At 35.0% G+C, this 26,135-nt stretch carries 36 protein-coding genes; 27 read left to right on the top strand and 9 right to left on the bottom strand.

Annotated elements, in window-relative coordinates:
* Positions 1-2 precede the first annotated feature (2 nt).
* From ACFPM4_RS15330 to ACFPM4_RS15315, 4 genes are all read left to right on the top strand, one after another.
* Positions 3-395 (top strand): hypothetical protein, encoded by a 393-nt coding sequence (locus ACFPM4_RS15330; RefSeq protein ID WP_382353546.1) that lies wholly within the window; start codon positions 3-5, stop codon positions 393-395.
* Between the two features lie 141 nt (positions 396-536).
* Positions 537-1,037 (top strand): LURP-one-related/scramblase family protein, encoded by a 501-nt coding sequence (locus ACFPM4_RS15325; RefSeq protein ID WP_382353543.1) that lies wholly within the window; start codon positions 537-539, stop codon positions 1,035-1,037.
* A gap of 14 nt (positions 1,038-1,051) precedes the next feature.
* On the top strand, positions 1,052-1,453 hold the full coding sequence (locus tag ACFPM4_RS15320; protein WP_382353540.1) for a hypothetical protein: 402 nt from the start codon (positions 1,052-1,054) through the stop codon (positions 1,451-1,453).
* A 138-nt stretch (positions 1,454-1,591) separates the two neighbouring features.
* Positions 1,592-2,695: a 5-methyltetrahydropteroyltriglutamate--homocysteine S-methyltransferase gene (locus ACFPM4_RS15315; protein ID WP_382353537.1), complete on the top strand. Its 1,104-nt coding sequence runs from the start codon at positions 1,592-1,594 to the stop codon at positions 2,693-2,695.
* 58 nt (positions 2,696-2,753) lie between these two features.
* Here ACFPM4_RS15315 and ACFPM4_RS15310 read toward each other — a convergent pair whose 3' ends face one another.
* Together ACFPM4_RS15310 and ACFPM4_RS15305 are read right to left on the bottom strand one after the other, a co-directional pair.
* Positions 2,754-3,140, bottom strand: a complete 387-nt coding sequence (locus ACFPM4_RS15310) for a hypothetical protein (protein WP_144928317.1) — start codon at positions 3,138-3,140, stop codon at positions 2,754-2,756.
* The gene (locus ACFPM4_RS15305) at positions 3,137-3,349 is read right to left on the bottom strand and encodes a helix-turn-helix transcriptional regulator (RefSeq protein WP_318281148.1); all 213 of its coding nucleotides are present in this window, start codon (positions 3,347-3,349) and stop codon (positions 3,137-3,139) included. Before ACFPM4_RS15305 ends, ACFPM4_RS15310 begins: the two co-directional genes overlap by 4 nt.
* A 214-nt stretch (positions 3,350-3,563) precedes the next feature.
* Between ACFPM4_RS15305 and ACFPM4_RS15300 the strand changes: the two genes are divergently transcribed.
* Positions 3,564-3,842 carry a VOC family protein gene (locus ACFPM4_RS15300; RefSeq protein WP_382353534.1) on the top strand — a complete coding sequence of 93 codons (279 nt, stop codon included), beginning with the start codon at positions 3,564-3,566 and terminating at the stop codon, positions 3,840-3,842.
* A gap of 80 nt (positions 3,843-3,922) precedes the next feature.
* Here ACFPM4_RS15300 and ACFPM4_RS15295 read toward each other — a convergent pair whose 3' ends face one another.
* Entirely contained in the window at positions 3,923-5,299 is a 1,377-nt protein-coding gene (locus tag ACFPM4_RS15295; RefSeq protein WP_382353531.1) for a sulfatase family protein, read from the bottom strand.
* A 404-nt stretch (positions 5,300-5,703) separates the two neighbouring features.
* Between ACFPM4_RS15295 and ACFPM4_RS15290 the strand changes: the two genes are divergently transcribed.
* The 6 genes from ACFPM4_RS15290 (at position 5,704) to ACFPM4_RS15265 (ending at position 10,330) form a co-directional block, all read left to right on the top strand.
* Positions 5,704-6,243, top strand: a complete 540-nt coding sequence (locus tag ACFPM4_RS15290) for a hypothetical protein (RefSeq protein ID WP_382353528.1) — start codon at positions 5,704-5,706, stop codon at positions 6,241-6,243.
* 277 nt (positions 6,244-6,520) lie between these two features.
* Entirely contained in the window at positions 6,521-7,441 is a 921-nt protein-coding gene (locus ACFPM4_RS15285; protein ID WP_382353525.1) for a glycoside hydrolase family 43 protein, read from the top strand.
* 245 nt (positions 7,442-7,686) lie between these two features.
* Entirely contained in the window at positions 7,687-7,974 is a 288-nt protein-coding gene (locus ACFPM4_RS15280; protein ID WP_382353523.1) for a hypothetical protein, read from the top strand.
* A gap of 205 nt (positions 7,975-8,179) precedes the next feature.
* Positions 8,180-8,557 carry a VOC family protein gene (locus tag ACFPM4_RS15275; RefSeq protein WP_382353520.1) on the top strand — a complete coding sequence of 126 codons (378 nt, stop codon included), beginning with the start codon at positions 8,180-8,182 and terminating at the stop codon, positions 8,555-8,557.
* Between the two features lie 266 nt (positions 8,558-8,823).
* Positions 8,824-9,336, top strand: coding sequence for a TetR/AcrR family transcriptional regulator (locus ACFPM4_RS15270; protein ID WP_318281180.1), 513 nt, complete (start codon positions 8,824-8,826; stop codon positions 9,334-9,336).
* Positions 9,337-9,430: 94 nt separating this feature from the next.
* Positions 9,431-10,330: a hypothetical protein gene (locus tag ACFPM4_RS15265; RefSeq protein WP_382353517.1), complete on the top strand. Its 900-nt coding sequence runs from the start codon at positions 9,431-9,433 to the stop codon at positions 10,328-10,330.
* 175 nt (positions 10,331-10,505) lie between these two features.
* Here ACFPM4_RS15265 and ACFPM4_RS15260 read toward each other — a convergent pair whose 3' ends face one another.
* Positions 10,506-11,327, bottom strand: a complete 822-nt coding sequence (locus ACFPM4_RS15260; protein ID WP_382353514.1) for an STAS domain-containing protein — start codon at positions 11,325-11,327, stop codon at positions 10,506-10,508.
* A 516-nt stretch (positions 11,328-11,843) separates the two neighbouring features.
* Between ACFPM4_RS15260 and ACFPM4_RS15255 the strand changes: the two genes are divergently transcribed.
* The 10 genes from ACFPM4_RS15255 to ACFPM4_RS15210 all read left to right on the top strand — a co-directional run bounded on the left by ACFPM4_RS15255 (position 11,844) and on the right by ACFPM4_RS15210 (position 19,194).
* Positions 11,844-12,443: a class I SAM-dependent methyltransferase gene (locus ACFPM4_RS15255; RefSeq protein ID WP_382353512.1), complete on the top strand. Its 600-nt coding sequence runs from the start codon at positions 11,844-11,846 to the stop codon at positions 12,441-12,443.
* Positions 12,444-12,578: 135 nt separating this feature from the next.
* A complete protein-coding gene (locus ACFPM4_RS15250; RefSeq protein ID WP_382353509.1) occupies positions 12,579-13,445 on the top strand; it encodes a serine/threonine-protein kinase in 867 nt (288 codons plus the stop codon).
* Between the two features lie 43 nt (positions 13,446-13,488).
* Positions 13,489-13,842 carry a hypothetical protein gene (locus ACFPM4_RS15245; RefSeq protein ID WP_382353506.1) on the top strand — a complete coding sequence of 118 codons (354 nt, stop codon included), beginning with the start codon at positions 13,489-13,491 and terminating at the stop codon, positions 13,840-13,842.
* Between the two features lie 55 nt (positions 13,843-13,897).
* Positions 13,898-14,230 (top strand): peptide ABC transporter permease, encoded by a 333-nt coding sequence (locus tag ACFPM4_RS15240; protein ID WP_382353503.1) that lies wholly within the window; start codon positions 13,898-13,900, stop codon positions 14,228-14,230.
* Between the two features lie 28 nt (positions 14,231-14,258).
* Positions 14,259-14,657 carry a GyrI-like domain-containing protein gene (locus ACFPM4_RS15235; protein ID WP_382353500.1) on the top strand — a complete coding sequence of 133 codons (399 nt, stop codon included), beginning with the start codon at positions 14,259-14,261 and terminating at the stop codon, positions 14,655-14,657.
* Between the two features lie 59 nt (positions 14,658-14,716).
* The gene (locus ACFPM4_RS15230) at positions 14,717-15,151 is read left to right on the top strand and encodes a hypothetical protein (protein ID WP_382353497.1); all 435 of its coding nucleotides are present in this window, start codon (positions 14,717-14,719) and stop codon (positions 15,149-15,151) included.
* A 68-nt stretch (positions 15,152-15,219) separates the two neighbouring features.
* A complete protein-coding gene (locus ACFPM4_RS15225) occupies positions 15,220-15,552 on the top strand; it encodes a DnaJ family domain-containing protein (protein WP_382353494.1) in 333 nt (110 codons plus the stop codon).
* Between the two features lie 201 nt (positions 15,553-15,753).
* The gene (locus tag ACFPM4_RS15220; protein ID WP_382353491.1) at positions 15,754-17,058 is read left to right on the top strand and encodes a spore germination protein; all 1,305 of its coding nucleotides are present in this window, start codon (positions 15,754-15,756) and stop codon (positions 17,056-17,058) included.
* The gene (locus ACFPM4_RS15215) at positions 17,051-18,124 is read left to right on the top strand and encodes a GerAB/ArcD/ProY family transporter (protein ID WP_382353488.1); all 1,074 of its coding nucleotides are present in this window, start codon (positions 17,051-17,053) and stop codon (positions 18,122-18,124) included. The genes ACFPM4_RS15220 and ACFPM4_RS15215 overlap by 8 nt, the downstream gene beginning before the upstream one ends.
* Positions 18,121-19,194: a Ger(x)C family spore germination protein gene (locus ACFPM4_RS15210; protein ID WP_382353486.1), complete on the top strand. Its 1,074-nt coding sequence runs from the start codon at positions 18,121-18,123 to the stop codon at positions 19,192-19,194. Before ACFPM4_RS15215 ends, ACFPM4_RS15210 begins: the two co-directional genes overlap by 4 nt.
* A gap of 77 nt (positions 19,195-19,271) precedes the next feature.
* Here the strand turns inward: ACFPM4_RS15210 and ACFPM4_RS15205 are convergent, their stop codons facing one another.
* Entirely contained in the window at positions 19,272-19,688 is a 417-nt protein-coding gene (locus ACFPM4_RS15205; RefSeq protein ID WP_382353483.1) for a VOC family protein, read from the bottom strand.
* Positions 19,689-19,892: 204 nt separating this feature from the next.
* Here ACFPM4_RS15205 and ACFPM4_RS15200 point away from each other — a divergent pair, with 204 nt between their 5' ends.
* The 4 genes from ACFPM4_RS15200 to ACFPM4_RS15185 all read left to right on the top strand — a co-directional run bounded on the left by ACFPM4_RS15200 (position 19,893) and on the right by ACFPM4_RS15185 (position 22,228).
* Positions 19,893-20,375: a GNAT family N-acetyltransferase gene (locus tag ACFPM4_RS15200; RefSeq protein WP_382353480.1), complete on the top strand. Its 483-nt coding sequence runs from the start codon at positions 19,893-19,895 to the stop codon at positions 20,373-20,375.
* Positions 20,376-20,426: 51 nt separating this feature from the next.
* Complete coding sequence (locus ACFPM4_RS15195) at positions 20,427-20,933, top strand: hypothetical protein (RefSeq protein WP_382353477.1); 507 nt, start codon at positions 20,427-20,429, stop codon at positions 20,931-20,933.
* A gap of 168 nt (positions 20,934-21,101) precedes the next feature.
* Positions 21,102-21,866, top strand: a complete 765-nt coding sequence (locus ACFPM4_RS15190) for a protein-glutamine gamma-glutamyltransferase (RefSeq protein ID WP_382353474.1) — start codon at positions 21,102-21,104, stop codon at positions 21,864-21,866.
* A gap of 140 nt (positions 21,867-22,006) precedes the next feature.
* Positions 22,007-22,228, top strand: a complete 222-nt coding sequence (locus tag ACFPM4_RS15185) for a YjcZ family sporulation protein (protein WP_382353471.1) — start codon at positions 22,007-22,009, stop codon at positions 22,226-22,228.
* A 252-nt stretch (positions 22,229-22,480) separates the two neighbouring features.
* On the opposite strand, the gene ACFPM4_RS15180 is transcribed toward ACFPM4_RS15185, so the two are convergent.
* Together ACFPM4_RS15180 and ACFPM4_RS15175 are read right to left on the bottom strand one after the other, a co-directional pair.
* Positions 22,481-22,729, bottom strand: a complete 249-nt coding sequence (locus ACFPM4_RS15180; protein WP_382353468.1) for a PepSY domain-containing protein — start codon at positions 22,727-22,729, stop codon at positions 22,481-22,483.
* A 197-nt stretch (positions 22,730-22,926) separates the two neighbouring features.
* On the bottom strand, positions 22,927-23,412 hold the full coding sequence (locus tag ACFPM4_RS15175; protein WP_382353465.1) for a hypothetical protein: 486 nt from the start codon (positions 23,410-23,412) through the stop codon (positions 22,927-22,929).
* Between the two features lie 121 nt (positions 23,413-23,533).
* Between ACFPM4_RS15175 and ACFPM4_RS15170 the strand changes: the two genes are divergently transcribed.
* The gene (locus ACFPM4_RS15170) at positions 23,534-23,719 is read left to right on the top strand and encodes a hypothetical protein (protein ID WP_382353462.1); all 186 of its coding nucleotides are present in this window, start codon (positions 23,534-23,536) and stop codon (positions 23,717-23,719) included.
* 276 nt (positions 23,720-23,995) lie between these two features.
* On the opposite strand, the gene ACFPM4_RS15165 is transcribed toward ACFPM4_RS15170, so the two are convergent.
* Together ACFPM4_RS15165 and ACFPM4_RS15160 are read right to left on the bottom strand one after the other, a co-directional pair.
* On the bottom strand, positions 23,996-24,166 hold the full coding sequence (locus tag ACFPM4_RS15165) for a hypothetical protein (protein WP_382353459.1): 171 nt from the start codon (positions 24,164-24,166) through the stop codon (positions 23,996-23,998).
* A gap of 239 nt (positions 24,167-24,405) precedes the next feature.
* The gene (locus ACFPM4_RS15160; protein WP_382353456.1) at positions 24,406-25,107 is read right to left on the bottom strand and encodes a DUF3888 domain-containing protein; all 702 of its coding nucleotides are present in this window, start codon (positions 25,105-25,107) and stop codon (positions 24,406-24,408) included.
* Positions 25,108-25,275: 168 nt separating this feature from the next.
* Here ACFPM4_RS15160 and ACFPM4_RS15155 point away from each other — a divergent pair, with 168 nt between their 5' ends.
* Positions 25,276-26,115, top strand: coding sequence for a hypothetical protein (locus ACFPM4_RS15155; protein WP_382353453.1), 840 nt, complete (start codon positions 25,276-25,278; stop codon positions 26,113-26,115).
* Positions 26,116-26,135 lie beyond the last annotated feature (20 nt).

Here is a 26,135-nt window from a genome sequence, read left to right as displayed (position 1 = left end):
AGATGAAGAAGGTTGGACTTATTCTTGCTATTGTAATAGTTATGATTGGTGTGTTCATCTTTGTAAATAAATTATACTATCCCACTCTTCCAATAGAGAATGTAACAGCAAAAGAAGCAATTCATAAACTAAAAGAATCCGATAGTAAATTAGCTGAGATTGCAATAGAAGGGGATTTTATTTGGTATATCATAAGTAGTAAGAATAAAGGTATTGATTTTGCTGATGAGAATATTAAACAATTGGTTGCCGCAAATGGATGGGAATTTAAAGATAAAGCTGGTGCTGGTCTGATCTTTGAAAAAGACGGAGAAACTTTAGTTGCCACCACTCAAATGTGGACTAAAAAATATGTTCTCGTAAAAATCCCGAGTTATTTTAAGGTGCATTCTTAAGCTAACTGGGGTTTTATTTTTATCATGCGAATTTCAATTTCATAATTTTTCGTTAAAATATCATTTGATATTTCTGAAATTTCAATTAAAGTTATGGTAAAATAATACTATGAATATAATTAGGTGGTAAGGAGGGAAAGGATGAAGCAGCTCTATATTAAACAAAAGGTTTTTAGTCTTAGTGGTAAATTCACAGTAAAAGATGAGCAGGAAAATGATGTGTATTATGTAGAAGGTAGTTTTATGAAAATACCAAAATCCTATTCCATCATGAATTCAAATAGAAATGAAGTTGCACGAATTACGAAGAAAATGTTCAGCTTTTTACCAAAGTTTTTTGTAGAAGTGCATGGACGAGAAGTTCTAATGATTAAGAAAGAGTTTTCCTTCTTTAAAGCTCGATACAATATTGATGCGGCCGGGATAGAAGTGCGCGGTAATTGGTGGGATATGGAATTTGAAGTGTACCAACATGGGAAAGTTGTTGGTAAAGTAAATAAGAAGTGGTTCACTTGGGGAGACAGCTACCAAGTCCAAATAGAAAAGGATGATATGGAAGAAATCATCATCGCTCTCGTGATTGCGATTGATTGTGTAAAGGCAGATGAGGCAGCAGCTTCCTCACATAGTCATATGAACTAATCGGGAGGTTTACAATGGAAATTAAAATTGTAGATAGGCCGCTGTGGAAAGGAATTGCTATTTTTTGGTTTGCATGTGCTGCATATGAAATCTGGTCAAGATATACGCATTTTTATTACACAGGATTTCCCTATTCGGCAATTTCTTTTATTGTATTAGGTATTTCCTTTTTAAATCGAAAAAATCAAACCTATGTAACTTTGCGTGATGAGATCCTAATCATTCACTTGCGGCTCTTTCATCGGAAAAAGAAGATTAGGGTTGAGGAGATCATGGCAGTAGAAGTATTAGGAAAAGATATTATTCTACATTTATACAATGGACGTACATACAATCTGAAAAATGAGTGGATTGAACATACGGATTTCTATAATTTGAGAAAAGAACTAGAAGCACAATCGGTCATTTTTAAGTAAAGTTAAAAATGACCATAAAAGTATTTTTGCTATAGTTAAAAGCTATAACCACGAATAGATTTTAGGTGTTACCTTATAATCATTTTCCTATGCTACACTTACGTTACATCAAAAGATAATAGGGAGTGGGAGATTATTATGACAAAGACACTAGTGAAAGCACCTTTTAGAGCCGATCATGTTGGGAGTCTATTAAGACCAGAAAGAATTCATCAAGCGAGAAAAGATTTCCAAGCTGGGAATATTACTGCTCAAGAACTACATCAAATCGAAACAGAAGAAATTACAAAAATTGTCGATAAACAAATTGAAGTAGGACTTCAAGCAGTAACAGATGGTGAATTCCGTCGTAGATTTTGGCATACTGATTTCCTAGAGCATTTGAATGGGGTAGAAGGTTATGTGCCAGATCATGGTTTTGCGTTCAAAGGAGAAGAGACGGAAAGATATGATGTGCGTGTAACAGGAAAAATTTCCTTTAACCCTGATCATCCACATATAAAAGATTTTATCGAATTTAAAGAAATTGTTGGTGATCGTGCTGTTGCGAAACAAACGATTCCTAGTCCGAATCAAATGTTTAATGCTGGTATTCGTAACTTAGAAATTTATCCAGATATTGAAGAATATGCGAATGATATTATCCAAACATATCGTGATGCGATTAAAGCATTTTATGATGCTGGTTGCCGTTACTTACAATTAGATGATGTGTATATTGCTGGGTTAAATGCTCCTGAAATTCCTTTTAACGACAGCGGTTATGCACGTGAAGAATTAATCGAATTAGCTCTACGTGTAGCAAATGGTGTATTAGAAGGTAAACCAGAAGACTTAGTGGTTACAACGCACCTTTGCCGTGGAAACTATCGTTCTAAATGGGCATTTGAAGGTAGCTACGCAAAAATCGCGCCTACTTTATTTGCGAAAGAAAAAGTAGACGGCTTTTTCCTAGAGTATGATGATGATCGTTCAGGTGATTTTGGACCATTAGAACACATTCCAAATGGCGGTCCACTCGTTGTACTAGGAGTATTCACATCTAAACATGGACAACTAGAAGACAAGGAAAATATTTTAGCACGTGTCGAAGAAGCAACAAAATATGTACCACTAGAGCAATTATGTATCAGCCCACAATGTGGCTTTGCATCTACACATCACGGAAACATCCTAACAGAAGAAGAACAATGGGCGAAACTTAAATATATCGTAGACATTTCCAAAGAAATTTGGGGATAAAATGGAGTGCCAGGCACCGGAACTATTCTGAATAGTTCCGGTGCCTGGCACCATTTTTTTATTGATATCTTCTAGAAACCATAAACTGAACGATTGGGAAGGTGATCATTGCTAGGATGAATGTTGCAAGTAGGAAGATGTTGCTTGTGCCGTTTACAAGTTTGTCTGTGAGAATGGCTGCGAGAAGTAGGAAGTATACGACCGTGTAACTTATTTTCGAACTTTGCTCCACAATCTTTTGACCTAGTTCTTCGTCTTGTAAGATACCATTATTTTCTTTTCTTGTTCCCCAAGTGATTGCCTGTAGTAAAAAAGTAGAGAAAACTCCGAGAGCAATCATTTCATAAAAATCAACTTCTTTTTCAGCAAACATTTTATACAAAATGTTTGCCAACATTACGAGTGTAGCCACGCCAAAAACTGCAATTTGCGATTTCTTTGTCATTCCTCCATCTCTCCTTCACTTAAAAATAAATGATCAACCGTGACACCTAACGTTTTCGCTATATCAAAAGCTAATTGTAGACTTGGATCATATTTATTGTTTTCAATTGCATTAATGGTTTGCCTGCTGACATTACATAAATCAGCTAACTTTCCTTGAGATATATTTTTCTTTTCTCGATATTGTTTAATTTTATTTCGCACTAAAATACCACCCTTTACCTGTAAAACATCTTTTACACCTTAAGTATAAAGGAACAAGGGAGGGGTGTCAAATACTTTTGACACTCATTTTTAATTCTCGTTGGGAGGATGAGGACAGATTCGATAAGCACGATGCTTCCTAAGGAACATTCTCTAAAAATGGCGAAGCTCAGTCATGATTTGATAAAATGCATGATGACTATTAAGAAAAGGTGATTAGATGATCAATAAAATTGGAAAAATCACAGTTTATGTGGAAGACCAACAACTAGCAAAAGATTTCTGGTTAAATAAACTTGGTTTTGTAATAAAATTTGAAAAACAGATGGGACCAAATGCTGCCTGGATTGAGGTAGGACCAAGCGAGGATGAGTTTACTACGTTAGTTCTTTATTCTAAATCTGCAATGGAAAAGCAACAACCTGCTAAAGTGGCACATCCTTCCATCCTTTTCAGTACGACAGATATTGAATCAGCATATGAAAATGCAAGAAAATGAATATATATTAAGAGAAGATAAATAACATAGGTGCCAGGCACCGGAACAATTCAGAATTGTCCGGGTGCCTGGCACCGATTTTATCCTCTTTGAGGTAGGTCGTATTCTGCCATGATGTATGGGTGGTCTGGGTCAAAGTGGGTGAGGGTGTCGGGATTGTCGACTTCTCCTACAGGGCGACAGTTTTTCCCGATTGTATCGGTTGCGCCGTCCCCAAGGTCCACACGACACTCCTCAATAAGTCGATTCAATCTCTCTGCTACATCTGGGTATTCATCGATAACATTGTTTGTTTCACTAACATCTTTTTCCAAATCGTACAGTTCCCAAACTGCGTTTTTATGGCGCCATACGTGTAATTTCCATTTTCCTGAACGCACCGCAGTGAGGTTCTCCGCCACAAAATAGAAGAATGTGTCACGTGGTGATGCTTCTTCTTTTGGATTTAAAATATAATCAGATAGGTCCAAACCATCAATAATACGATCTGTTGGAATAGAGCCACCTGCAAATTTTGCAAGAGTAGGGAGGAAGTCCATCGATGTTACAATTTCATCAGAAACAATTCCACCCTCAATATTACCTGGCCAACGCATGATACATGGTACTCTGAATCCACCTTCCCAGCTCGTTGTTTTTTTACCGCGCAATGGGCCATTACTATCACCAAAATCATTTCTCGAACCATTATCGGATGTGAAAATCATTAACGTATTCTCATCGATTCCTTGGTGCTTCAACTCATCCATTAGGACGCCTGTTACCCAATCAATACATGCAACTGCCGCACCATAATCACCATTTCGCGATTCTTTACGGAAGCGTTCCGCAACGTACAGTGGTAAGTGTACATGCATATGGGCTAAATAAAGGAAGAAAGGTTTATTTTCTTTGGCATTTTCTCTAATAAAACGGACAGACTGTTCTGCATAACGTTCGGTTAAGCCTGTTTGGTCTGGTTGTTCCTGCAATACTTCTTCATTATGTAGGAGCGGTAGTGGAGGAAGACTTCTTGGTGCACCAGTCTGCCGTCCCATATCATTACTATATGGAAGGCCATAATACTCATCAAATCCGTGTCTCGTTGGTAAAAACTCAGGTTGATCACCGCAATGCCATTTCCCAACCATTTTCGTATTATAGCCGACATCCTTTAACATTTTTGCGATTGTCCATTCATTCGGATTTAATCCATTTCGATAACCAGGGAACAACACCCAATGTCCATCCTCGAACGAACCGAAACCAATCCGTTTTGGATAACAGCCCGTCAACATCGCTCCTCTAGATGGTGTACAAACAGATGATGCCATGTAAAAATCCGTAAATCGAATGCCTTCCTCTGCCATCTTATCCAAGTTTGGCGTATCATGGACAGTTGATCCATAACAACTCAAATCCCCATAACCCAAGTCATCACAATTAATCAAAATGATGTTTGGTTGCTTATCTTTCAATCTCCTCAACCCTCTCCCAAAATGTTATTTTTTTCTACGCAACCTACAAACCACCAGTATGGAAACGTTTACCTACTATTTTACCATATTCATGAGTGAATTTTTGAAGAAATTTTCATGCATGTTAAAAACGATGAAGAATAGATTAGGAAGGTGTGCTGTTTTTTCGCGAAGTACTAAGTTTTTTGAAAATTCACTTTCTGATGTATGGATGGTGGTAATATTTTTACGTGTGTTGCAAAAGATAATGTAATAATGAAGAAGTTTTCAATTCCACTATTACTGGACATGAAAGAGTTTTACAACAATTATATTGGCTAGTAGCAGAGTGCAGTTTTATGTACATTGGAAGGAAATTTGTGTATCATCGTAGATGTTTATGAAAAAGAATGGGGGCAAATTTTTTGAAAAAGTTTAGTTTTATGTTAATGATGGTCGTTTTTGTTTTTGCATTAGCTGCATGTGGTAGTAAAGATGTGGAGATTACGTTACCGGCTTCTTTCTTTGAAGGGGAAAATATCGATGAAATGATTACAGAGGCAAAAGAAGAAGAAGGAGTTAAAGAGGTAACAAAGAACGATGATGGATCCATCACTTATAAGTTGACGAAAGAAAGGCATAAAGAAATGATGGACGAAATGAAGAAGGAAATAGACACTAGCATCGAGGAAATGAAATCCGGCGATGACTTTGCTTCCATTAAAGATATTAAGCATAATGATAAATACTCAGAATTCACTGTTGTAGTGAAAAAAGAGGATTTTGAAAATAGCTTTGACACATTCGCATCATTTGCATTAGGTCTAAGCGGAATGATGTATCAATTTTTAGATGGCGTCGACGAAGATAAGAACAAAGTCAAAATTAACTATAAAGATGAAAGCACTGGGGATGTATTTGATTCTACGGTTTACCCAGATGATTTTGAAGAAGAAAACGAGTAAGAAGAGAAGTCATGTCGAGGAGGCATGGCTTTTTATTTTGAGGAATCGGACTAAACTTTGATTAGTTTTTTAGTGCTATACCAATGATAGTTTGATATATTCATATGTAAGCGTTATTATATCTGCGCTTTTGACACTCTATTACAAAATACGTTATCAGTGCAGTAGAGCGAATGACAAAATGAAGCCGAAATCTTATGAGGTAATTAAGCATTATTGGTAATGGCAACCGGGAATTACTTCAATGATTTTAGGTTTATAAAAGGAGGAGCTATTGATGAAAATAAAATCAGGAAATCCTGTGTTTCCCGGTTGGTATGCTGATCCAGAAGCTAGGATTTTTGAAGGGCGTTACTGGATTTATCCTACATACTCAGCTATTTATAAGGAACAAACATTTTTTGATGCATTTCATTCCGAGGATTTGGTTAATTGGACAAAGGTTGAAAGAATTTTAAGCATGGAGGACTTTGAATGGGCCCATAAAGCAGTTTGGGCGCCATCACCAATTGAGCGTAACGGCCTATATTATATATATTTCTCTGCTAATGACATTCAGAATAACGACGAAATTGGTGGTATTGGGGTCGGTGTATCCACCAGACCAGAAGGACCGTTCAAGGATGCTCTAGGGAAACCACTTATTGATAGGTTCTACAATGGTGCACAACCAATCGATCCTCATGTATTCCTTGATGATGATGGTCAAGCTTACCTTTATTATGGTGGTTGGCGACACTGTAATGTTGCTCGTTTAGGAGAGGATATGATTAGTATTGAACCTTTTGATGATGGCAGCTTGTATAAGGAAATAACACCGACTGACTATGTGGAAGGGCCATGTATGATTAAACGGAACGGAAAATATGTCTTTATGTGGGCAGAAGGGGGATGGACAGGGCCTGATTATCGGGTAGCCTATGCTATTTCTGACTCTCCATTAGGACCATTCGAGCGCATTGAAACCATTCTGCAACAGAATCCCGATGTTGCGACAGGTGCTGGACATCATGGCTATATTCAAGTGCCAGGAACCGATGAATATTACATCGTTTATCACCGCAGACCGCTTCCCGAAACAGACAGGAATCATCGAGTTGTTTGCATAGACAAGATGATTTTTAATGAGGATGGGACAATTAAGCCGGTAGAAATCAGTTTTGATGGCGTCGACGCAAGAAAATTGACCGAAAAATAAATCAGTAACTACTTCAATTCCAATAGCTAAAATAACGTATTGACATGTCCCATATTAGGCGGATGTGTCTTTTTTTCTGCCAAAAAGATTGAATCCATACGTTTCTCCATTTTTTAGACTTTTATACACACACATTTAAGGTGATAAATACCTTTATTTTACAATGATATTTCGTTCAGAAAAGAGTCTACAAAAATGAAAATTAGCAAAAGATATGGTGGAGAATATATTGGGAGGAATGTAGTATGGCGAACGCTAGAGAGAACTGGGAACTCATCGAACTTTCTCAACAACTAGAACGAGAAGCAAGGGAAGCTAGAAACGAAGCAGATCTTGAAGCTGTTAAACAAGTAAAACAACAATTACACGAACTACAGGAACGCATACTAAACGCACAAGGAAAAGAAATCGAAAGAAACCATACACCAGGAGAGCCTCTATTTGATGCACATTTACGCGTAGAAGAAGCAGTAGGGCACATGGAAAGAGCGCTCATCAACCTCCAAGCAATGGAAGACGAAGTCCAACCGTGATTGGGGTGTTGCTGTTTGGGTGCCAGGCACCGGCACAACTCCGGTACAATTCGGAATGTTTTGGGTGCCAGGCACCGGTGCAACTCTGATACAATTCGGAATTTTTCGGGTGCCAGGCACCGGTGCAACTTTAATACAATTCAGAATTCTCTTGGTGCCTGGCACTGTTTTCAAGGCACTGTTTTCAATAGGGGGTGAGAGGTTTTTGTTTAGTAAAGTTGGTCAAATTATGTTGTATGTGAATAATCAAGATGAGGCAGTGAAGTTCTGGACAGAAATATTAGGTTTTACTGTAATTGCTGAGGAGAATAATGATCAGGGAATGAGATGGATTGAAATTGCTCCAAAGAAAGGGGTAGAGACAAGCCTCATTCTCCATAATAAAGATCTCGTTGCTAAAATATCTCCAGGAGTAAATCTTGGTACTCCTTCTTTAATGTTTTTTACAGAAAATCTTGAACAGTTACATAGCGATTTGTTAAATAAAAAAGTTAAAGTCGGTGAAATGGTAAATTTGCCATCTGGTAGAGTATTTAACTTTGCGGATAATGAAGAAAATTATTTTGCTGTAATGGAAAAATAGTAAATTCCGCTATACGGGGTGGAGAGCTACAATTAATGCAAACAGACACTTGAATCTACATTTTAGTGTCTGTTTTGGCTTCTTAACAAGCTGAAGCATATAGATTTAAGTGGTTCTAATTTTCAGTTCTGTAGGGTTAATAACTAGATCGAGAAGACACTTCTTGATTTTAAAAAGGAAAATTTTACAAAAGTAATTGACAATATATTACAGTACATTATATAATTTATTTATTGGTCAATAAATAAATTAAAAGGATGATGGTCTTGGCTGTTCGTAAAGATAAAAGAGAACTAATTATTGAAAATGCTTTGGTGGTTTTCGCTGAGAAGGGATACTATAGAGCAACGACTGCGATGGTAGCGAAGGCTGCAGGAGTAACACAGCCATATGTTTTCCACTTTTTCGAAAACAAGGAGGAATTATTTAAGACAGTTATTGACCGTGCGTTTAGCCGTATTTATGATACGTTTGCTGAAGTTGAAGCACCTGCTGATCAATTAATTGAAACTATGGGAAGAGAGTTTAGTCAAATCATTCAAACTCATCGTGATGAGGTGTTGATGGTCATGCAAGCTCATTCAATATCAGAATATGGCATTCGCGAACATGTTCGTAATTTGTTTCTTAAAATTTTTGACTCCTTAACACTGAAATTTGAAAGAGCAGGAATTCCTAATGCAAAAGCGACAGCAGCTCATTTTATTGGCACAGGTTTACTTATTACAGTTGCAGAAGTATTGAATTTGCCACAATTGATTGATGGAAAAAGGATGTAGTGAGGGGGTTTTAAAAAAGGAGATGAAATTTTTTTTACATTATTATTTATTGATTGATAAATAAAAAAACTATTATGGAAAGAAGGGATTACTCTTGTCAATTCGTAAAGATGTTGTGGAACCGTCTGTGAAGCTATTTGAAGGAGAAAGATGGCTTGTCATTACTGGTATTCTCGGATTTATTCTTGCTGCAGGTATCGCTGTTTATATCTTTTTTCAAGGGAGTATTATCTTACCTGAAGGCAATTTAGGAGATGCTTTTTCCTTTAATGCTGCAATCGGCATTTTTATCCTTTCAATAGCTGCCATTTTACCTTTAGCTAGACTTGGGGATAAAAAAAGAAAGACCATCAGATGGCTTTTTATCATTTCGAGCTTATATGCCTATGCAATCGAAACAATCCAGAATTTTCGAGGATTCAATCCTAGGTTTTCTCGCGAAGGATCCGTTGTCGATATGATAGGCGGGATGTTATTTGGAGTTTTTTCACTAATATTAGTGATTCTAGCTGTACTGCTTACTATACAGTTTCTTCGAATAAAATTCCCTTTTGAACGTCCATTGCTATTAATAGGGATTCGTTATGCATTTATATCTATTCTAGTAGCCAATTTTGCTGGAATATGGATGATTTTGCTTCAAGATCGATTTACAGGTGATATGGGGAATATAATCGTCCTTCATGGAATAGGCTTTCATGCGTTACAAACATTAGTATTTCCAGGATGGCTTTTGGAAAAAATACAATTACAAGACCAAATGAAAAATAGGCTGATTCATTATGGTAGTATAGCTTGGATGCTGTCGATTATCGTAATTGCTATCCAAACTGCATTAGGTCGAACGGTATTTGAACTAACGACACTACCCATAATTTCCGGAATTTTCTTACTCGTTTGGCTAAGTACAGTGATTGTTGCATCTGTTCATTTTATAAAAAATTGGCGAACAAATACTTTGAGAACAAATAGTATTACCCCTAATCAGGGATAAAAGTTGAATGTAAAATGGTAAAAAGAAAATTTGTGAAAGTAAGTAGTGCGTTAATCGTTGTAGATTAATGCTTTTTTTTGTTCCGGTGCCAGGCACCAACACAATTCGGAATATTCACGGTGCCAGGCACCCAAACAACTCCGGGACTATTCGGAATTTTTCGGGTGCCTGGCACCTAAAGATATTTTTTTAGTGTTTTTTGGAGGGTGCCTTTTGTTTCGGCGTCTTTTCCTATGCGGATGCCGGTATGGACCATTTTTTTGACTAGGTCGGGTCTTAGTCCTGTGATGATGGCTTTCGATCCCATCATCGCGACTGCGGTTAGGATTTTTTCGAAATCATCCAATACATCGTTTTCCATCATTGCGATTCCGGATAAATCGACAACAAGTGTTTCGAAGCGTGTAACAGCTATTTCGCTTAACACTTTTTCTTCTATTATTTTCATTCGATAAGGATCTATTGTACCAATTAACGGTAAAACCGAAACAGTTTCGCTTACAGGGATTATCGGAACAGATAAGTGTTCTACCATTTCCCTTTGTTTTAAGAGCATTCCATCTTTATATTTCGAGTAGCTGAGGAAGAAGTTATTAAGAAATTGGTCAATTTGGTCATTAATCGTTTTTTCTAAATCAAGAAATTCGGATGGGTCATAATATACATGCTGGCCCTCGTTGATTTCTGAAATTATCTGCCAAACGGTTCTTCTAATAGCTTGAACCCATTCTAATTTCAAAGCAAGTGTTAAGGAATACTCCGCCCAAGCAATCCCTTCCTGCTTGGCAAAAGCAATCAATTCACTTTCGTTTCTGTTCAATACATAGGAAATGACCTTCCTTGCATTTTTCAATAAATCGATATTCCCTTGTGCAAGGATATCATTGATTTTCCCAGAAACATTTACTGCTTCCGAAAGTAATTTATCTTCAAGCTCCGACCAGTTCTCGTTTAAATATGTTTCTATATCTTTTTTTAAAATCTTTTTTATCGCCATTTCTTCTTTTCCCCCTCCTTGTAGCAATTGATAGATATGTAACGAAATATATATACCCCGTTTGGATGATAGTTAAACTAAATAGTTGAAAATAAATGCATCTAAACGAAAATAATTAAAAACAATATTAAAAATCAGGTTTTTTTATCGCTGTATGAACTATTTAATATGATAGTTTATAAATAAGGAAACGATGTTGGTGATCATTCGTAAGGGCAAAATTCATTCATCAGAGTAATATGAAAGTGAGAACCAATGAAACAGACAGGACTACCTCCGAATTACTAGATTCATTGTCTAAGAAGGACTTTATATAATGTATAACGAATATATTAACTATCCTTTTTCCAAGTAAAAAACGAAATAAAACTAATACAAGTAATCTACCGACCATATACTAAATTAACATATGGTCCTTTTTAATACTCATTTTTTTATAAGTAAAAGATCGTGCAATAAAAGCTTCTATTAAATTCACTAAACAAGAGCCATTTATATTTTGAAAGGAGTAGGGAATTGGAGCGAACAACGATTATTCAAAAGTTTGATAAGCAAGCCAAAAAATATAAGCGACGTCGTAACAAAGATGGTGCCTATAAGTTTCGGGAGCGAATTTTTCAAGGAATAGAAGGGAAGGTGCTAGAAGTTGGAGTAGGTTCTGGCCTGAATTTTCCTTTCTACAATGAAGGGGTATCATTAACTGGAGTAGATTTCAGCGGTGAAATGTTGGATGTAGCACACGATGCCGCAAAGGAATATCCATTTAAAGCTGCGTTTATTCAAGCAGATGTTGAGGCTGTTACATTTGATGCACATAGCTTCGATACAATTGTAACTTCTGGAACATTGTGTGCTTATCAAAACCCTGTCCAAGTCTTAAATAAATTTCAAAAATGGTGTAAGCCAAATGGAAAAATACTGATGATGGAGCATGGAATTAGTACGAACAAGCCATTATCCTGGCTCCAAAAAACAGTAGATCCATTGGCTTTTAAATTAGTAGGGTGCCACCAGGATAGGAACATAAGTGAAATAGTAAAAGAGTCTAATTTACAAATAGTGAAGGAAGAACGTTTTATGGCAGGTAGCTTATACTTGATATGGGCAACACCATAAGAAAATATGAAAGAACTGGTGGCATTAATCGTGCAGGATTAATGCTTTTTTATATGATTAAAATGGGGTGTTAGGAGGATTATCTAGCTTAAAAGGAGAATAGGTTTTATTAGAGAACAAGAATGGGAGGTTTTCATGGACAAATTGCATGACATAAAGTTAGATAGGATCACATTCCAATTAAAAGAAAAACATGACTTTGAATGGCTTGAATCGATGGGAACAGTATTCACCGCGTTCGATAAACAAGATTCGGGAAATATATCCTTTGGAATTGAGAAGGATGGGGTTAGAAAGTTTGTAAAATATGCCGGTGCAAAAACGACGGAATATAAAGGGAAGCCAGAAGATGCTATATCCAGGTTAAAGGAATCAATCCCTGTTTATGAGGATTTACAACATAAGCACTTAGTAAACCTACGCGAACATTTTGCGACCGACAACGGTTATGCAGTAGTTTTTGATTGGTTTGATGGACAATGTCTTCATCCTCATTGGTCATTTCCCCCTCCACATAAATATACACATCCTGATTCTCCATTTTTTCGTTTTAAAAATTTGCCGATAGAACAACGCTTGAAATCATATAAAACGATATTGGAGTTCCATGTGCACGTGGAAAAAAAGAATTATGTTGCGGTCGACTTTTATGATGGCAGCATTTTATATGACTTTAAAAATAACGTCACCAAAATTTGTGATATTGATTTTTATCAGATAAAACCATTTATCAATACAATGGGAAGACTATGGGGTTCATCGAGATTTATGTCACCAGAAGAATTTCAACAAGGTGCTGAAATTGATGAAAAAACAAATGTATTTAATATGGGTGCAATCGCATTTGGCTTATTTGGCGGCGAACTCGACCGTTCCTATGAAAAATGGGATGCTGGTCCAGAACTTTATGATATCGCAATGAAGGCAATACAACCTAATAAGAAAGACAGATTTAACTCTGTAAAAGAGTTGTTCCAATCTTGGGAAGCTGCTTTAAACTAGTGCTTGGTATTTCTAGTTTACAATTATTTAGGGGTGAAACTATTTGAAAAAAATGCTTCGTGTTATTCATATTGCTGTACCAGTCTTGTTCATCTTTATGCTTGCCTGTATCACCTTTGTTATTTCTGACGATTTGGCATCTGGAAGTTGGGCATTTTCTTCCTTAATGATTTTTTACCCGACATTATTTTTTCTGCAAGGTTCAGCTTGTTCACTCGTTAGGGGAAATATTTTCGTATCATTAGGAATTTCGATTGCGTCTTACATTATTGTTCTCCTTATATGGATGAACAGCAGCGCGATTTTCTATATATTTGCATATTTGCTTATTGGATTTCTTGGATATGGATTTACTCATCTAATTAAAAAGGTATTTAGAACAAGCAACAAATCATAATCTTAACTCATTTTTAAAACGAAGGGACAGCTTTGTCTAAACAGGAGGAAGTAAATTGGATCTGAAAATCAGTATTTCTGAAGTAATCATCATGATGATTGTATATGGGGCTCTTTTCTTTTATATTATGCTATCTATTTCTTCTAAAAAGAAAACAGTACTTTATATAAAATCGGCATTCCTACTATTTTTATATGTTTTTATTTCTACGATGATTTGGAATTTCTATAAATCGGAAGAGGAACATATGAACAGTCATAGCGGATTAGAGCCAATTAGTTTTACAAGTGAAGCTACCGTAATGCTAGTTGGTTTTAGCATCTATAGTTTAGTTCTGTTATTGTTAGGCGTTTATTGGAAACGAAAGAAGTATTCTGTAAATCCTTGATTTTAAAACATGAGGAGGAGTATTTTCGATGAACTTAAAGATTATAAAAAGTGTAAGAACTAATAATATTAAAGACGAATCCGTCATGCAAAAGATTACAGATGTATGGAAAGAGGCATCAAGTGTGTTAGAAAATCACGGCGGAGTTACATATGGACTCTATCATGATTACGAGAGTGATTTTAAAGGGGATTATACATTAAGTGTAGCAATACAAAGTGAAGATAAAGTATCTTCCATTCAAATTCCGAACACAATTAAATATAAGGTTTTTGAAGTAGATACATCAGTTGAAAATGGGATACTGAACAGTTGGAAGCAAATATGGGAAAGTGAAGAGAACGGTAATGTAAAGAGAGCTTATACATATGATTATGAAAAATATTATCCGGATGGTCGAATTGAAATTTATATTGCTACTCGATAGTTTACTAGCCAAGTGCGCTCTTTTCGAACTAAATGGGCAGTTCAGCTGGGGGTGAATCGTTGATTTATCAAGCAAAGACGATGAGGTTGGCATATGTTATGATATTAATGATGCTAATTACCGTATTTCCAAGCATCGATGGTGAACTATGGATGTTGTATTATCTAATTCCATTTGCGCTGTTTGTTTTAATCAGCCTTTTTTTGGATTTTAGATTGGAAGTAGACGATGGCTGTTTGACATTTAAAATCAATGTATTCACATTCACTATTTATCATAAAACAGTGAGTCATCAACAAATTAAGATGATGACATTTAAACGTGCTGGTTGGGCACAGAAATGTGTGATTGTAAAACATGATAAAGGTTTTAACTTTAGAATTTTAAACTTCACGCCACAGAATATTTATGATGAATTAATGGTATTCGCTAGTAGATATGAGATTCCAATGAATAAAAAAAAGGATTACTTACTTTTAGAGAAGATGAAATAGTCCGCATCTCCATGAATCAAAGAAGAGCAAGTGAAGTTCGACAATCACTTCCACGAAGGAGAGTTTTTATGGAAAGAAAATATAATGACCTAATTGGCGATATTTTAGAAGCTTCTGGTGAAAAGGATAATTTTAAAGGGAAAGGCAAACCAATCTCGAAAGAATATTTACAAATGGATACGTATCAACACTTTCAACGGATAGCAAAAGATGCAGGATATTTGCCGCCTTGGTTAAAATTACAAAAAGAAATATCTGAATTAGTGCATGCTTGTAAAACAGAAGAAGATATTAAAATAATTAATAAAAAGATAAAAAAATATAATAAAATATGTCCATTTCAAATGCAAAAATACCCAATAAGCCTGAATGGAATAGAAAAAGCAAAAGAGATTTGGTGAGGTTCGTTTTGCTATTTCTTGATTTTCTACAAGAAACTCCGCCGCTTCATGCTGGAAGTGGCGGAGTTTTTTTCTTTTTCCAGTATGATCAAATTCCTACATCTCCATAAAATAGCTATATCTTCATTTTCCGCATTACATAATTTCTATAAATAGGTAGATATTAAATGATAAAAGTATTGGCAAATGAGGACGACTATCATGAAATCTATATTATCTGAAGTCATGGATGCTTTAGAGGATAATGATGATGTGCAAAAGTTGAGTAGAGAATATGAAAATATCGAAGTTGTGTTAGTAGGTCTGAATTCCTTAATTGACTTTCCAAAGACACTAGAGTTTTTGGAAGAGCAGTTGATTAGTGATGGAGATCCCGGACATGTAGACAAAATAGGAGAATGTAAGGAAGAAAAAAACGAAATCTTGAAAGCTATCTTCGATGGTAAATTAATCATATTTATCCATAAGCTAAAACTCGTATTAAGTGTAGAACCTTTTGCACGAACACTAAGCCGAGCAATTGAGACTCCATCCGGTGATAATGATTACCTTGGTCCATTGAGTGCGTTTAATGAAGACCTCGATACAAATGTTGGTCTGCTTCGGAAACAATATGTGTCTGAAAACTTGCGAGTCAAATCCTATACTGTAGGAAATGGCCAGAAAAAAGTGTCATTATTGTATTGTAAAAATCGGGTGCATACGAAATTATTGGACAATGTTATCAATCAAATGGAGTCTAATTTAGATAAGAGTGTACACACAATGCAAGATGCTACAAGGATGTTAGGCTTACCAAAGTATCATTTGATTTCCCCGTTTCATACAACCGAATCACCACATGAAGTGTGCAGTAACTTGGAAAGAGGTAGAGTTGTATTATTTCTTGATAGACTACCATATGCACTTATCACGCCAAGTACTTTATGGGATATGTTTGCGATTAAAAATGATGAAAATGCATCCTATATGGTAATGACTGTAGTGAGATTATTGAGAGTGATTGGTGCGTTATTAGGGCTTATTCTACCAGGATTATATGTTGCACTTGTCTCGATAAATCCGGAAATGTTGAAGATAGAGTTAGCGTTATCTGTTGCGAAAACCCGTGAAGGAGTACCTTATCCAGCACTGATCGAAGTAATATTTATGCTTATTGTTCTGGAATTGATACTAGAATCTCTCAAAAGGTTACCAAAAAGTATTGGTCCTTCGATCACAATGGTAGGTGGAATTATTTTAGGTCAAGCTGTTGTAGAAGCAAAGTTAGTAAGTAATCTTCTTATCATTATATTAGCTGCAACAACAATTGCGAGTTCTACAATAGTCGGGACTCAAAACACCAATACTATTCGGGTGTTCAAATATCTCGTTCTAATTTTTGCATCTATCTTTGGTGTTTTTGGAGTATTTACAGGATTATTTCTCGTATGTGCTTATATTGCGAGTAAAACCACTTTAGGAGTACCTTATATAAGTACTAAAGGAGACATCAATAGTGGATAAAAGTTTTTATGTCATCATTATGTATATTTTAATCCATACAGGTTTTATTTTGTTTTTGTATCCTGAAAATATTATTGAAAGTACTTCTCAAGGTCATTGGCTACCGATCATGATGCAAGTTGCATTTCATCTCATCATATTTGTCTTGTTTATAAAAGCGCTCCAATATTTCCCGACGGAAGAGGATATTATTTCAATCTATACAAAAGCAGGTAAAATGATAGCAATTTTAATGTTATTGCCAATGTTACTTTATTATCTTTTCGTTATGATTTTAAAGGTGCGAAGTTACTCAGAAATCATTACGATTGTCTTTTTATCTCAGACACCATTATGGGCGATCATGGCGTTAGTACTTGGAATCGCTAGTTATTTAGCAGTTAAGGGAGTAGAATCGATTTTTCGCACAGGTTTGCTAGTGTTTATCCTTTTGTTTCCTCTTATTACATTTAGTCTCGTTGTATCATTTCAAAATGTCGATTGGCATTATATTTATCCGTTATGGGTGGAGGATTTTTCTTTTTTGACAAATAAATCTTACTATATAAGTTATTTTGCTGTAGGTGGAGGCTTTTTATTTCTTGGATTTATACGTCCCTTTGTAGCATTTCAAAGTAAGAAGATTTTGTACACAGTTGTTGCGATTATCCCCTTATTCCTCATTGCTGTATATATCCCAATCTTAACCTTTGGACAAGCAACAGCTTCCACATTTTTATTTCCCTTTGTTGTAACAATTGATGCGGTAAATTTGACATGGGTCATGTTCGATCGCATAACCGTGTTTTTTTTACTGAGTATCTTCATTTTTATTTTATTATTTTTGTCCTTAGTATTTTGGATAGTTGTAAGGATATTAAGTAGATGCTTTCCATCCAAAACACAACCTATTTATATCGTCTTACCTGTTTCCATTTTGATCTATTCTATCTGTTTGTCTATTCCTAATTGGGAAGATCTTGAAAAATTGTTTGTATGGACTACTATATTAGAATTTTATGTGATTATTGTAGTTCCTATATCAATCATCCTGCTTGGATTAAGGTTAAAGGTGGCCGGCAAATGAATGGTAAGAGACTAATACTTTCTGTTGTACTTCTCATGTTAGTTTTCATCAATAGTGGGTGCTGGGACAATAAGGATATAAATAATCGAGTAATGCCTGTAGTTTTAGGAGTATCAAAGGAGTCAGACGAATACAAGCTTTACTTACAAATTCCAATCTTGGAAGAAGAAACGGTTAGATCACAAGTTATCACAGGTAATGGAAGAACGATTAATGAAGTAATAGACAAATTGAGCACAAACCTAGATAGCAATATCGATTTATTACATATAAAAGTGATTGTAATAGATAGCGAACTCGCGGAAGAGGGTGTAAAGGACATTATTTCTGGTATTATGAGGTCCCGAGATGTCCCTTCTAAAGCTCTAGTAGCAATATGTGATAAAGATTTTGAACAATTTTTCGAGACGATGAAGCAAGTAAAAATAGCCGATGGAAGTGCACTATTGGAGTATTTCGAAAAGAATGCTGGCTGGAATCCACAAATTGCCTTAACAAGAGTATGGCATGTCTATAGAAGTATTCATTCCTATACATTAGATGTGGCCATCCCTATCATTCACTTAGGTGAATCTACTTTAATAGAATTTGCAGGGTCAGCGATTATAAAAAATGGTGTGATGGTAGATAAGATTACGTCGGATGAAACTCTGTTATATAATGCCTATCAAGGTGAGAGTGCGCATGGAAAAATAGAGGTTCTAGATAAAGGCAGTGTAATAATTCTAGATAATAAATTAAATTATCATTATCAGCTGGAAAACGATGTACCGTTGTTAACATTAGATCTTGATTTGGATGTGATGATTTTAGAAGTAAAAGGGGAACCAACGAAGGAAAAAATAAAAAATGAACTAGAAAAGCTATTGAAGTCCCGTTTCGAAAATATGCTAACCAAAATGAAGGAGAACGAGGCAGACATTCTTGGAGTAGGCCAACTATTTAGAAAAGAAATACCCAGATCAAAATTAAAAGATTGGAGATCAACATATCTACCTAACTTAGACTTAGATTTGAAGATTGAAGTAAATATACGAAATTCAGGGAACTTAAAAGACCCTGGGGCATAAGTATCCATAATAAAAAAGGACGGTTTTCTATCTCCAAAATAGGAGAAGAAAGACCGTCCTTTTGATTGTGAAAAATATTAGCCTTCTTGCATAGCGGATGGGTCCATATAAGCTACTTCCCAAATGTGACCGTCTAAATCTTGAAAGCTCCATTGATACATAAAACCGAGATCTTTCGGGTCGGATGCAGGGCTACCCCCAGACGCAATTGCTTTATTTACGATTTCATCTACTTGTTCCTTACTTTCTGCAGCAAGAGCGATTAATACTTCGGTGCTCTTCTTAGCATCGGAAATTTCCTTTGTGATGAAGGTCTTAAAGTACGATTCTATAAGAAAGTGGGCATACGTGTTGTCATTTATAATCATGCTAGCTGCATTTTCATCGGTGAATTGTGGGTTAAATGCAAATCCAATGTGTGTGAAAAAATCCATTGTCTTCTGTAAATCTTTAACAGGAAGATTGATAAATGTCATACTTGATTGCAATGTCACGATTTATCACCTCATTAGTTATTATTGTAATTTACAAAGGTAAAATTACACTCAAAATAGTATAGACAAATGGTAGCGTTGTCAACTTTTTATTGGGAATTGCTGGAATTAATTTGAATCTTGACTTGACTTAAAATTTAGAATATTATTTCGGGTACATATTTAATTGTAAGATTGAATTCACTCTTTGTGGAAAGGTAGTAGATGATGAAGTTATTTACAGAAAAAATGAATGAAGAAATGGCAAAAGAAATACTTAGCTGGAAATATGAGCAACCATATGATTTCTATAATAATGAAGTATCAGATGATGGTATGAAGGAATTGCTGGATGGATCATATTATGCACTTGTGAATAATCATAAAGAATTATTTGGATTTTTTTGTACTGGTGAAAATGCTCAGGTTCCTTTTGGGAGAAAAATGGGTGTTTATTTAGAAGAAGCCATTGATATGGGACTAGGGATGAACCCTAGAAATGTAGGGAAAGGGAATGGATTTGAATTTTGCTCTTTTATTCTGCGTTATATTGGAAAAGATTATAAAGGCATTCCAATTAGACTGACAGTGGCAAAGTTCAATCAAAGAGCGATTCGTCTATATGAAAAGCTTGGTTTTATTAAACAAGGCGAATTTAGTACGGAGTTGGCTGAATTTATGACGATGATGAAGAGAAACGAACTCTAGGTAATTTAAAGATTACTTTTTCATTTGAAGAGAGATAGGGGTGATTTTTCTATGTTTGGAATTAATAATTACAAACCTAAAATATATAGTAATGCATCCAATATAATAGAAGACTATGGAACTAGATTTGAAGCTCTGATTGGTAAGAATGTAGAAGAAATATGGGTTGCGTGGGATCAAGATGAAGATAAATGGTTTAATGACGGTTCTGTGATTATAAGATTTGAAGATTGTCAAATTGAATTATGTGCGTTTAAATGGGACGAATACGCTGTTTCTTTTGATGAGATTACTGTTCCTGGAGAACTTTGTTGGTATGGAACTGATTTAGACCTTAAATGGGAAAAAAATAGGTTAGAAGACCTTCATTTTGCCATTGATAAAAGGGTCACTGGGATCGAGATTATAGAAAAACGCGAAATAAACACTAAGGATTCTTTAGTTGGGATAGGATTTCACTTGAACAATGGCTATTTTTCCATCTGTAATGGACTTGATCAGAACATGATAAACAAAAAAAGAGAAGAAGGCCAAGCTTATAAGTATATAAATATTTAAGGATTTCATAAAAAGCATCTGTTAAAAATGAAACTGAATTTCAGAACTTCTAAATTAATGGAGTTCTTTTTTTAACCCTTGACCTACAAAAATAATTAACATGCTTCATTAAAATCAGAATATGTTAGATATTGAATGCAGTGAAATGCCGAATAGGGTGGGGATTGTATGCTTCAAATTTCAGGTGTCGAGTTTCAAGAGAATGAAAATTGGCAGCTTGGGGATGTGGAGAAAACAATTATTCAACAGATGCAGAAGGACCCTGTTTTATATAGTTATTATTCCGAGTATGAATTATTGTTTGAACTGAAAGTGCGCGAGAATATTATCGAAAGTGCGAAAGAAATGAACAACGGTGAAGCAGCATTTACAAACTTTGCAAATGCGAAGTGCAACCCAAGGTTCTGGCACTTAACAAGAGCTGGCGGGTTTCTTTTAAGAAACGATGTACGACCGTCTGATGCGATTGTGGATATTTATCGGAACAGTTCACTTTATGCATTTGAATGTGCAACATCGATACCAATCATCTATTATCATGCTGTATTGCATAGTATTGGTAGCAAATTATTTAATTCATTGTTTCAGAATCTATATCTTTACAGTTGGCATACAGATACAGATCTAGGTATCCATACCTTTTATTCCGATAATTTTTTACCTGGAGATGTCTTGTACGTGAATAATCCTGGCTTTGATCGAAAGAAACCACAGTATAGAGGCGTAAATGCTGTTCTCCTTCATGATGATACATTATTTGGACATGGATTTAGTATTGTAACAACAGAAGAAATGATTAAAATTCTTAATGAAAAAAGAGAAGAGGACAGTCAGCAATCCGCTTATTTAACACAATTAGTAACAAGACCAAATTTTAATTATTTATACAGAGTGACAAGTTGGTATACAAACAATGGAAATAATAAAATGTAGTAGCTGACTGTACAGTATCGAATTTAAACACCCAGTATCACACACATCCTGACATTTACCCATTTTTTTATAGACGGGCTCAAAACCCAATTCCTGGAGTACTATATATAGATATTTCTTTGATGAAGGGAAGTGTGATAATGGAACCAAATCTAAACGCAGCACCTTATGTTGGGGCTAATATGCCACCAAATGTCGCTCCAAATGTTGCTCCTATGCCTACGTATACAGCTCCTGCTTATGATTATGGCTGTCCAGTTTACAGTTATGCATGTCCTCCTGAAAGGAACGATTTTGTTCTAATTGTAATATTGTTTATATTACTTATCATAGTAGGTGCAGTTTGTTACAGCTTTTGCTAATAATGTTGTTAGAAATGAAAAATCATGTAAGGGCTCGAGGCACTCTCCTCAAGCCTTTATTTTTTGTTCTGTTTTAGGAGGAAATACATATGAAAGTTTGAGTCTATCAAAAATTGAAATCATCAAAAACACTAGTAGTATGGAAACTTTAACCGTTATATAGCTTGAATTTTTACAGACTGAAGTAATATAAAAAAAGCGATGTTTTCCTAAACACCGCACTCAATCCTTCCACAATTTAAAGTTAAAGTATTAGTCAAAATCATTTTCTTGTTCGACTTTAATGATTCTTCCTGATTTTGCAAGAATCTCCACCTCAAAGATTCTGTTATCTGGGGTTAAAATGAACACTTCATACACTAAAACACCATTTTCTAGATCCATATCTACGTGTAGAACAGTCCCAGGCACACGTTTCAGGGCAATGTCTTGAGCTTGTTGCTTCGTAATTCTTTGTCTATACATTGGTGCTTGGTTATAATGAAAATAATTTTCAAACATTGGAATTTTTTCCTCCTCTAATAAGTTTAGCTCCATTATCCATATGTAATAGACAAATTATAGGTGCATATTAGAATTGTTTAAGGAGCTGTTAAAGGGATTTGTTGAAATGAAAAACAAAAAAGAACTTCCAATAATATAGAAGTTCTTTTGTAAAAAACAATATCACTTAGGGTGTACTAAAATTTTATAGTTGGTTAAGCTGCTTTCTTTGCCCAAGTTGTACGATACTTGATCATAGAAATAATCATGATGAATGATAAGATAATGGCTCCACCATCTGTAATAGCACTAGGTAAAATACCTAATACCCCATAAGCGTCATATACAGCAGTCCACATGGATGAGGGAATCATGATTGGTCCAGTAGCTTGTGTAATATTTACGAGTAATATAACCCACCATAAAATATTGGAACGGCTATTTAGTGCTAATAATCCTAATGCATTTCCTAAAATATATACACATCCAACGATTCTAAAATCCAATGTAAATCCAGAAGCTTCACTTGCTGGGTCAGCTACACCTGCCATTTGCATCATCGATTCAATTAAAGACGAATCTATAATAACAAAATTGTGGATAGTGGTGCCGATGGTAAAAATAACGGAACATAAAAAGATGGTAATTTGAAGCTTTCTCGTTGCACTTGAATCTGTTAATGACTGTCTTGCTTTTTTCATCTAGTAAATCTCCTTTTCAAATCTTCCAATCTTTAATTCAAATGTATCATTTCCGTGTATCGTAACTTGGTCCCTCAGTTCGATTTTTATATCAGTCTGGAGGTGTAATCTGTAATAGTGATTGGAAAAAAATATTGAAAAGATTCAAGTAGGTTTTAAGATAAGAAGTGAAATTGAATGGGAGAAATTAGAAAAGGTATCTGTTTGCAAAAGGCCAATACAAATGGATCACTCATTTGTATTGGCTTTTACAGACTTTAACTTTGGAGGGAACCACACTTATCCTGCTTCTTTATTATATAGTTGATATGATTTAATAAGTTCCAGCCACACCAAGCATTGCAATACTCCACATAATAAGTGTAAATGAAATAGTCAACCATATTGTATTTGTTTTAGTGTTATCATTATTTTTTACTTTTTTTATAATAGATACTAAATTCAAACAAAAGATAATACATAAAATGGGCATAAACAAGAAACCAATATTAAAGAAAATAATAATCAATGACTCCATATTTTTTCTCCCTTTGTTGTTTAAAATTTGATTATCCAGCAAGTTACTAATAGTACAAGAAAAGTATCAATTTCCGCACAGGGTAATGATAGAAAACACAATAAACCCTAATAAAACAGCACCAAGAAAAGTAAGTGGACCGGTATCATCATGTTTATTTAAAATCTGTTTTATAAGTTTCATCGTAACAATATACAATAGAAATCCACTTAAAATTGCACCATATGCAATATACAAATTCATACCTCCTGACCAGATATAATAACTTTCCTGCTTTATGTTAATTAGTAGTTTCATATTAACATTAAATCCCATCCGATTCATCTGAATTGTTTAAATAATCATTTAATTTAAACGCGGTAAAAAGTAATATTAATTCACAGTTATTTAACGCATCTATTATTGATCGGGACACCTGTCTTATAAGAGCCTTTTTAGAATATTAAAGAGCAACGCATATTAAAAGCGTTGCTCTTTTATCTCATTTGTAACTTAGTCCACTCTTTTTCTGGGATGTCTCTATGTTCATAATGAACATCTTTAACAGTACCACCACTTGAAATCTGGAAGGTTATTGTTTCTTCTCCATAAGGAGGATTATGAGCTCCTTCGAAAGTCATTACTTGTACTGTCAGGATGATACCATCTTCATCTTTTTCAATTTTAAGTACCTTTTCATCGCCTCTATACCAAAGTTTAGATTCACCAAAATGACTTTCAATTGCCTTACTAATTGAGTCAACTAATCGTTCAATTAATGCTTCTTTAAGCAATTTCTTTGGAACAGGAATTCTGTTTATTTTTTTTCTTTTGACATCTACAATTTGCCAAGTTCCTATTAAATCCCCACTTGTTTGCTTTTCAATTGTGTACAATACATTTGTTCCATCTTTTTTCCAAAGATGGAAGTATCCCTTATTCCCTTTAATATAAAAACGTGGTTTATCAATCCACTCTTGTTCTGTTTGAATTATTCCTAAAAATAATTGTAAAAGTGGAGTGATCTTATAGCCAATTTGATTAAAATCACCAAATGAATAAACTTCATAGCCTGTTAAATCAATATTAAAACCGTTAGAATTATCGTTCAGTTGCTGTTTGTCTGCTTTTACATTATTGGCAAAGGAAGCAAGTAATAAGATTATTATTAAAGAACCTATATATTTTTTCAGCCTCAAGTTAATCACCTCATTTGTATATTTCACAAATGAAGTGCTTTTATTTATAAACTACCGGGGAAATTGTAGAGTAAAATACTTCACTGTTGAAAAGAGGATATTTTCCCCATACAGAGAATATGTATTGGAACTGGTTCATTAAATTTCTAAGGAGATGGTTATGTATGTGTGGGATTTGTAAGTAAACATGCAGAAAGAGATTTATCTTTACCAAAGCAACGCGATATTCTTTTGGAAAAAGCATTAACCGATTTAACATCGGATCCGAATGTCCTGGCGATATATCAAGCTGGTTCATTGGCAAAAGGTAATTTTGACCATTATTCGGATATTGATTTGCACACGATTGTTACTCCAGAAACGAAAGCTGATTTTATTAAAAACAAAAGACAGAGGGCAAGTAAATGGGGCAATGTGTTATTTTACGAAGATTTTAATCCTGCTTCTCCAGTTGTCGTTACGCACTACGATTCTTTTGTAAAAGTAGATAGTTGGTATCAATCCCCTGATGAAATAACAGCGTCCATTTGGTTAAAAGGATATAAAGTTTTATATGACCCCCATTCCATCATAAGTTCCATCATACAGCAGTCATCCGCTAAAGATTATAAGACATCCATAGAAGAAGTTGAATTTTGGAGAGGGAAAATCCTTGCATTCATTCACGAAACGTACCGCGCTGTTATGCGGGATGAACTATACTATGCTTTATCAAATTTAGATAGAATCCGTTGGCTCGTCGTTTCAGGTTGGTATATGGAAATGGAGCAACATTTAGATAGTCCTTACGGTGTTTGGTCAAAACTCGAAGGCAAAAGAAGTAAGTTAAATGCGCAGCAATTATCTGATTTAGAAAGTTGGGATTGTGGTCGGCATCCAAATCAAATAATGAAAACGATGTGTGATCTGGTTCCAGAAATCATTCGCTTGAACAAATCCTTGAGCGAACAAGTGAATATCGAAGCAAATGAAGAACATTTGCAAAGAATAATAGATATGGTTCTTTAAATGGATAAAGGGGTGTGGGA

It is taken from the genome of Lederbergia graminis (assembly GCF_042655485.1).
GTDB lineage: Bacteria > Bacillota > Bacilli > Bacillales > Bacillaceae_C > Lederbergia > Lederbergia graminis.
Note: the sequence above shows the minus strand (reverse complement) of the source record. Positions and strands in the feature narration are given on the sequence as shown.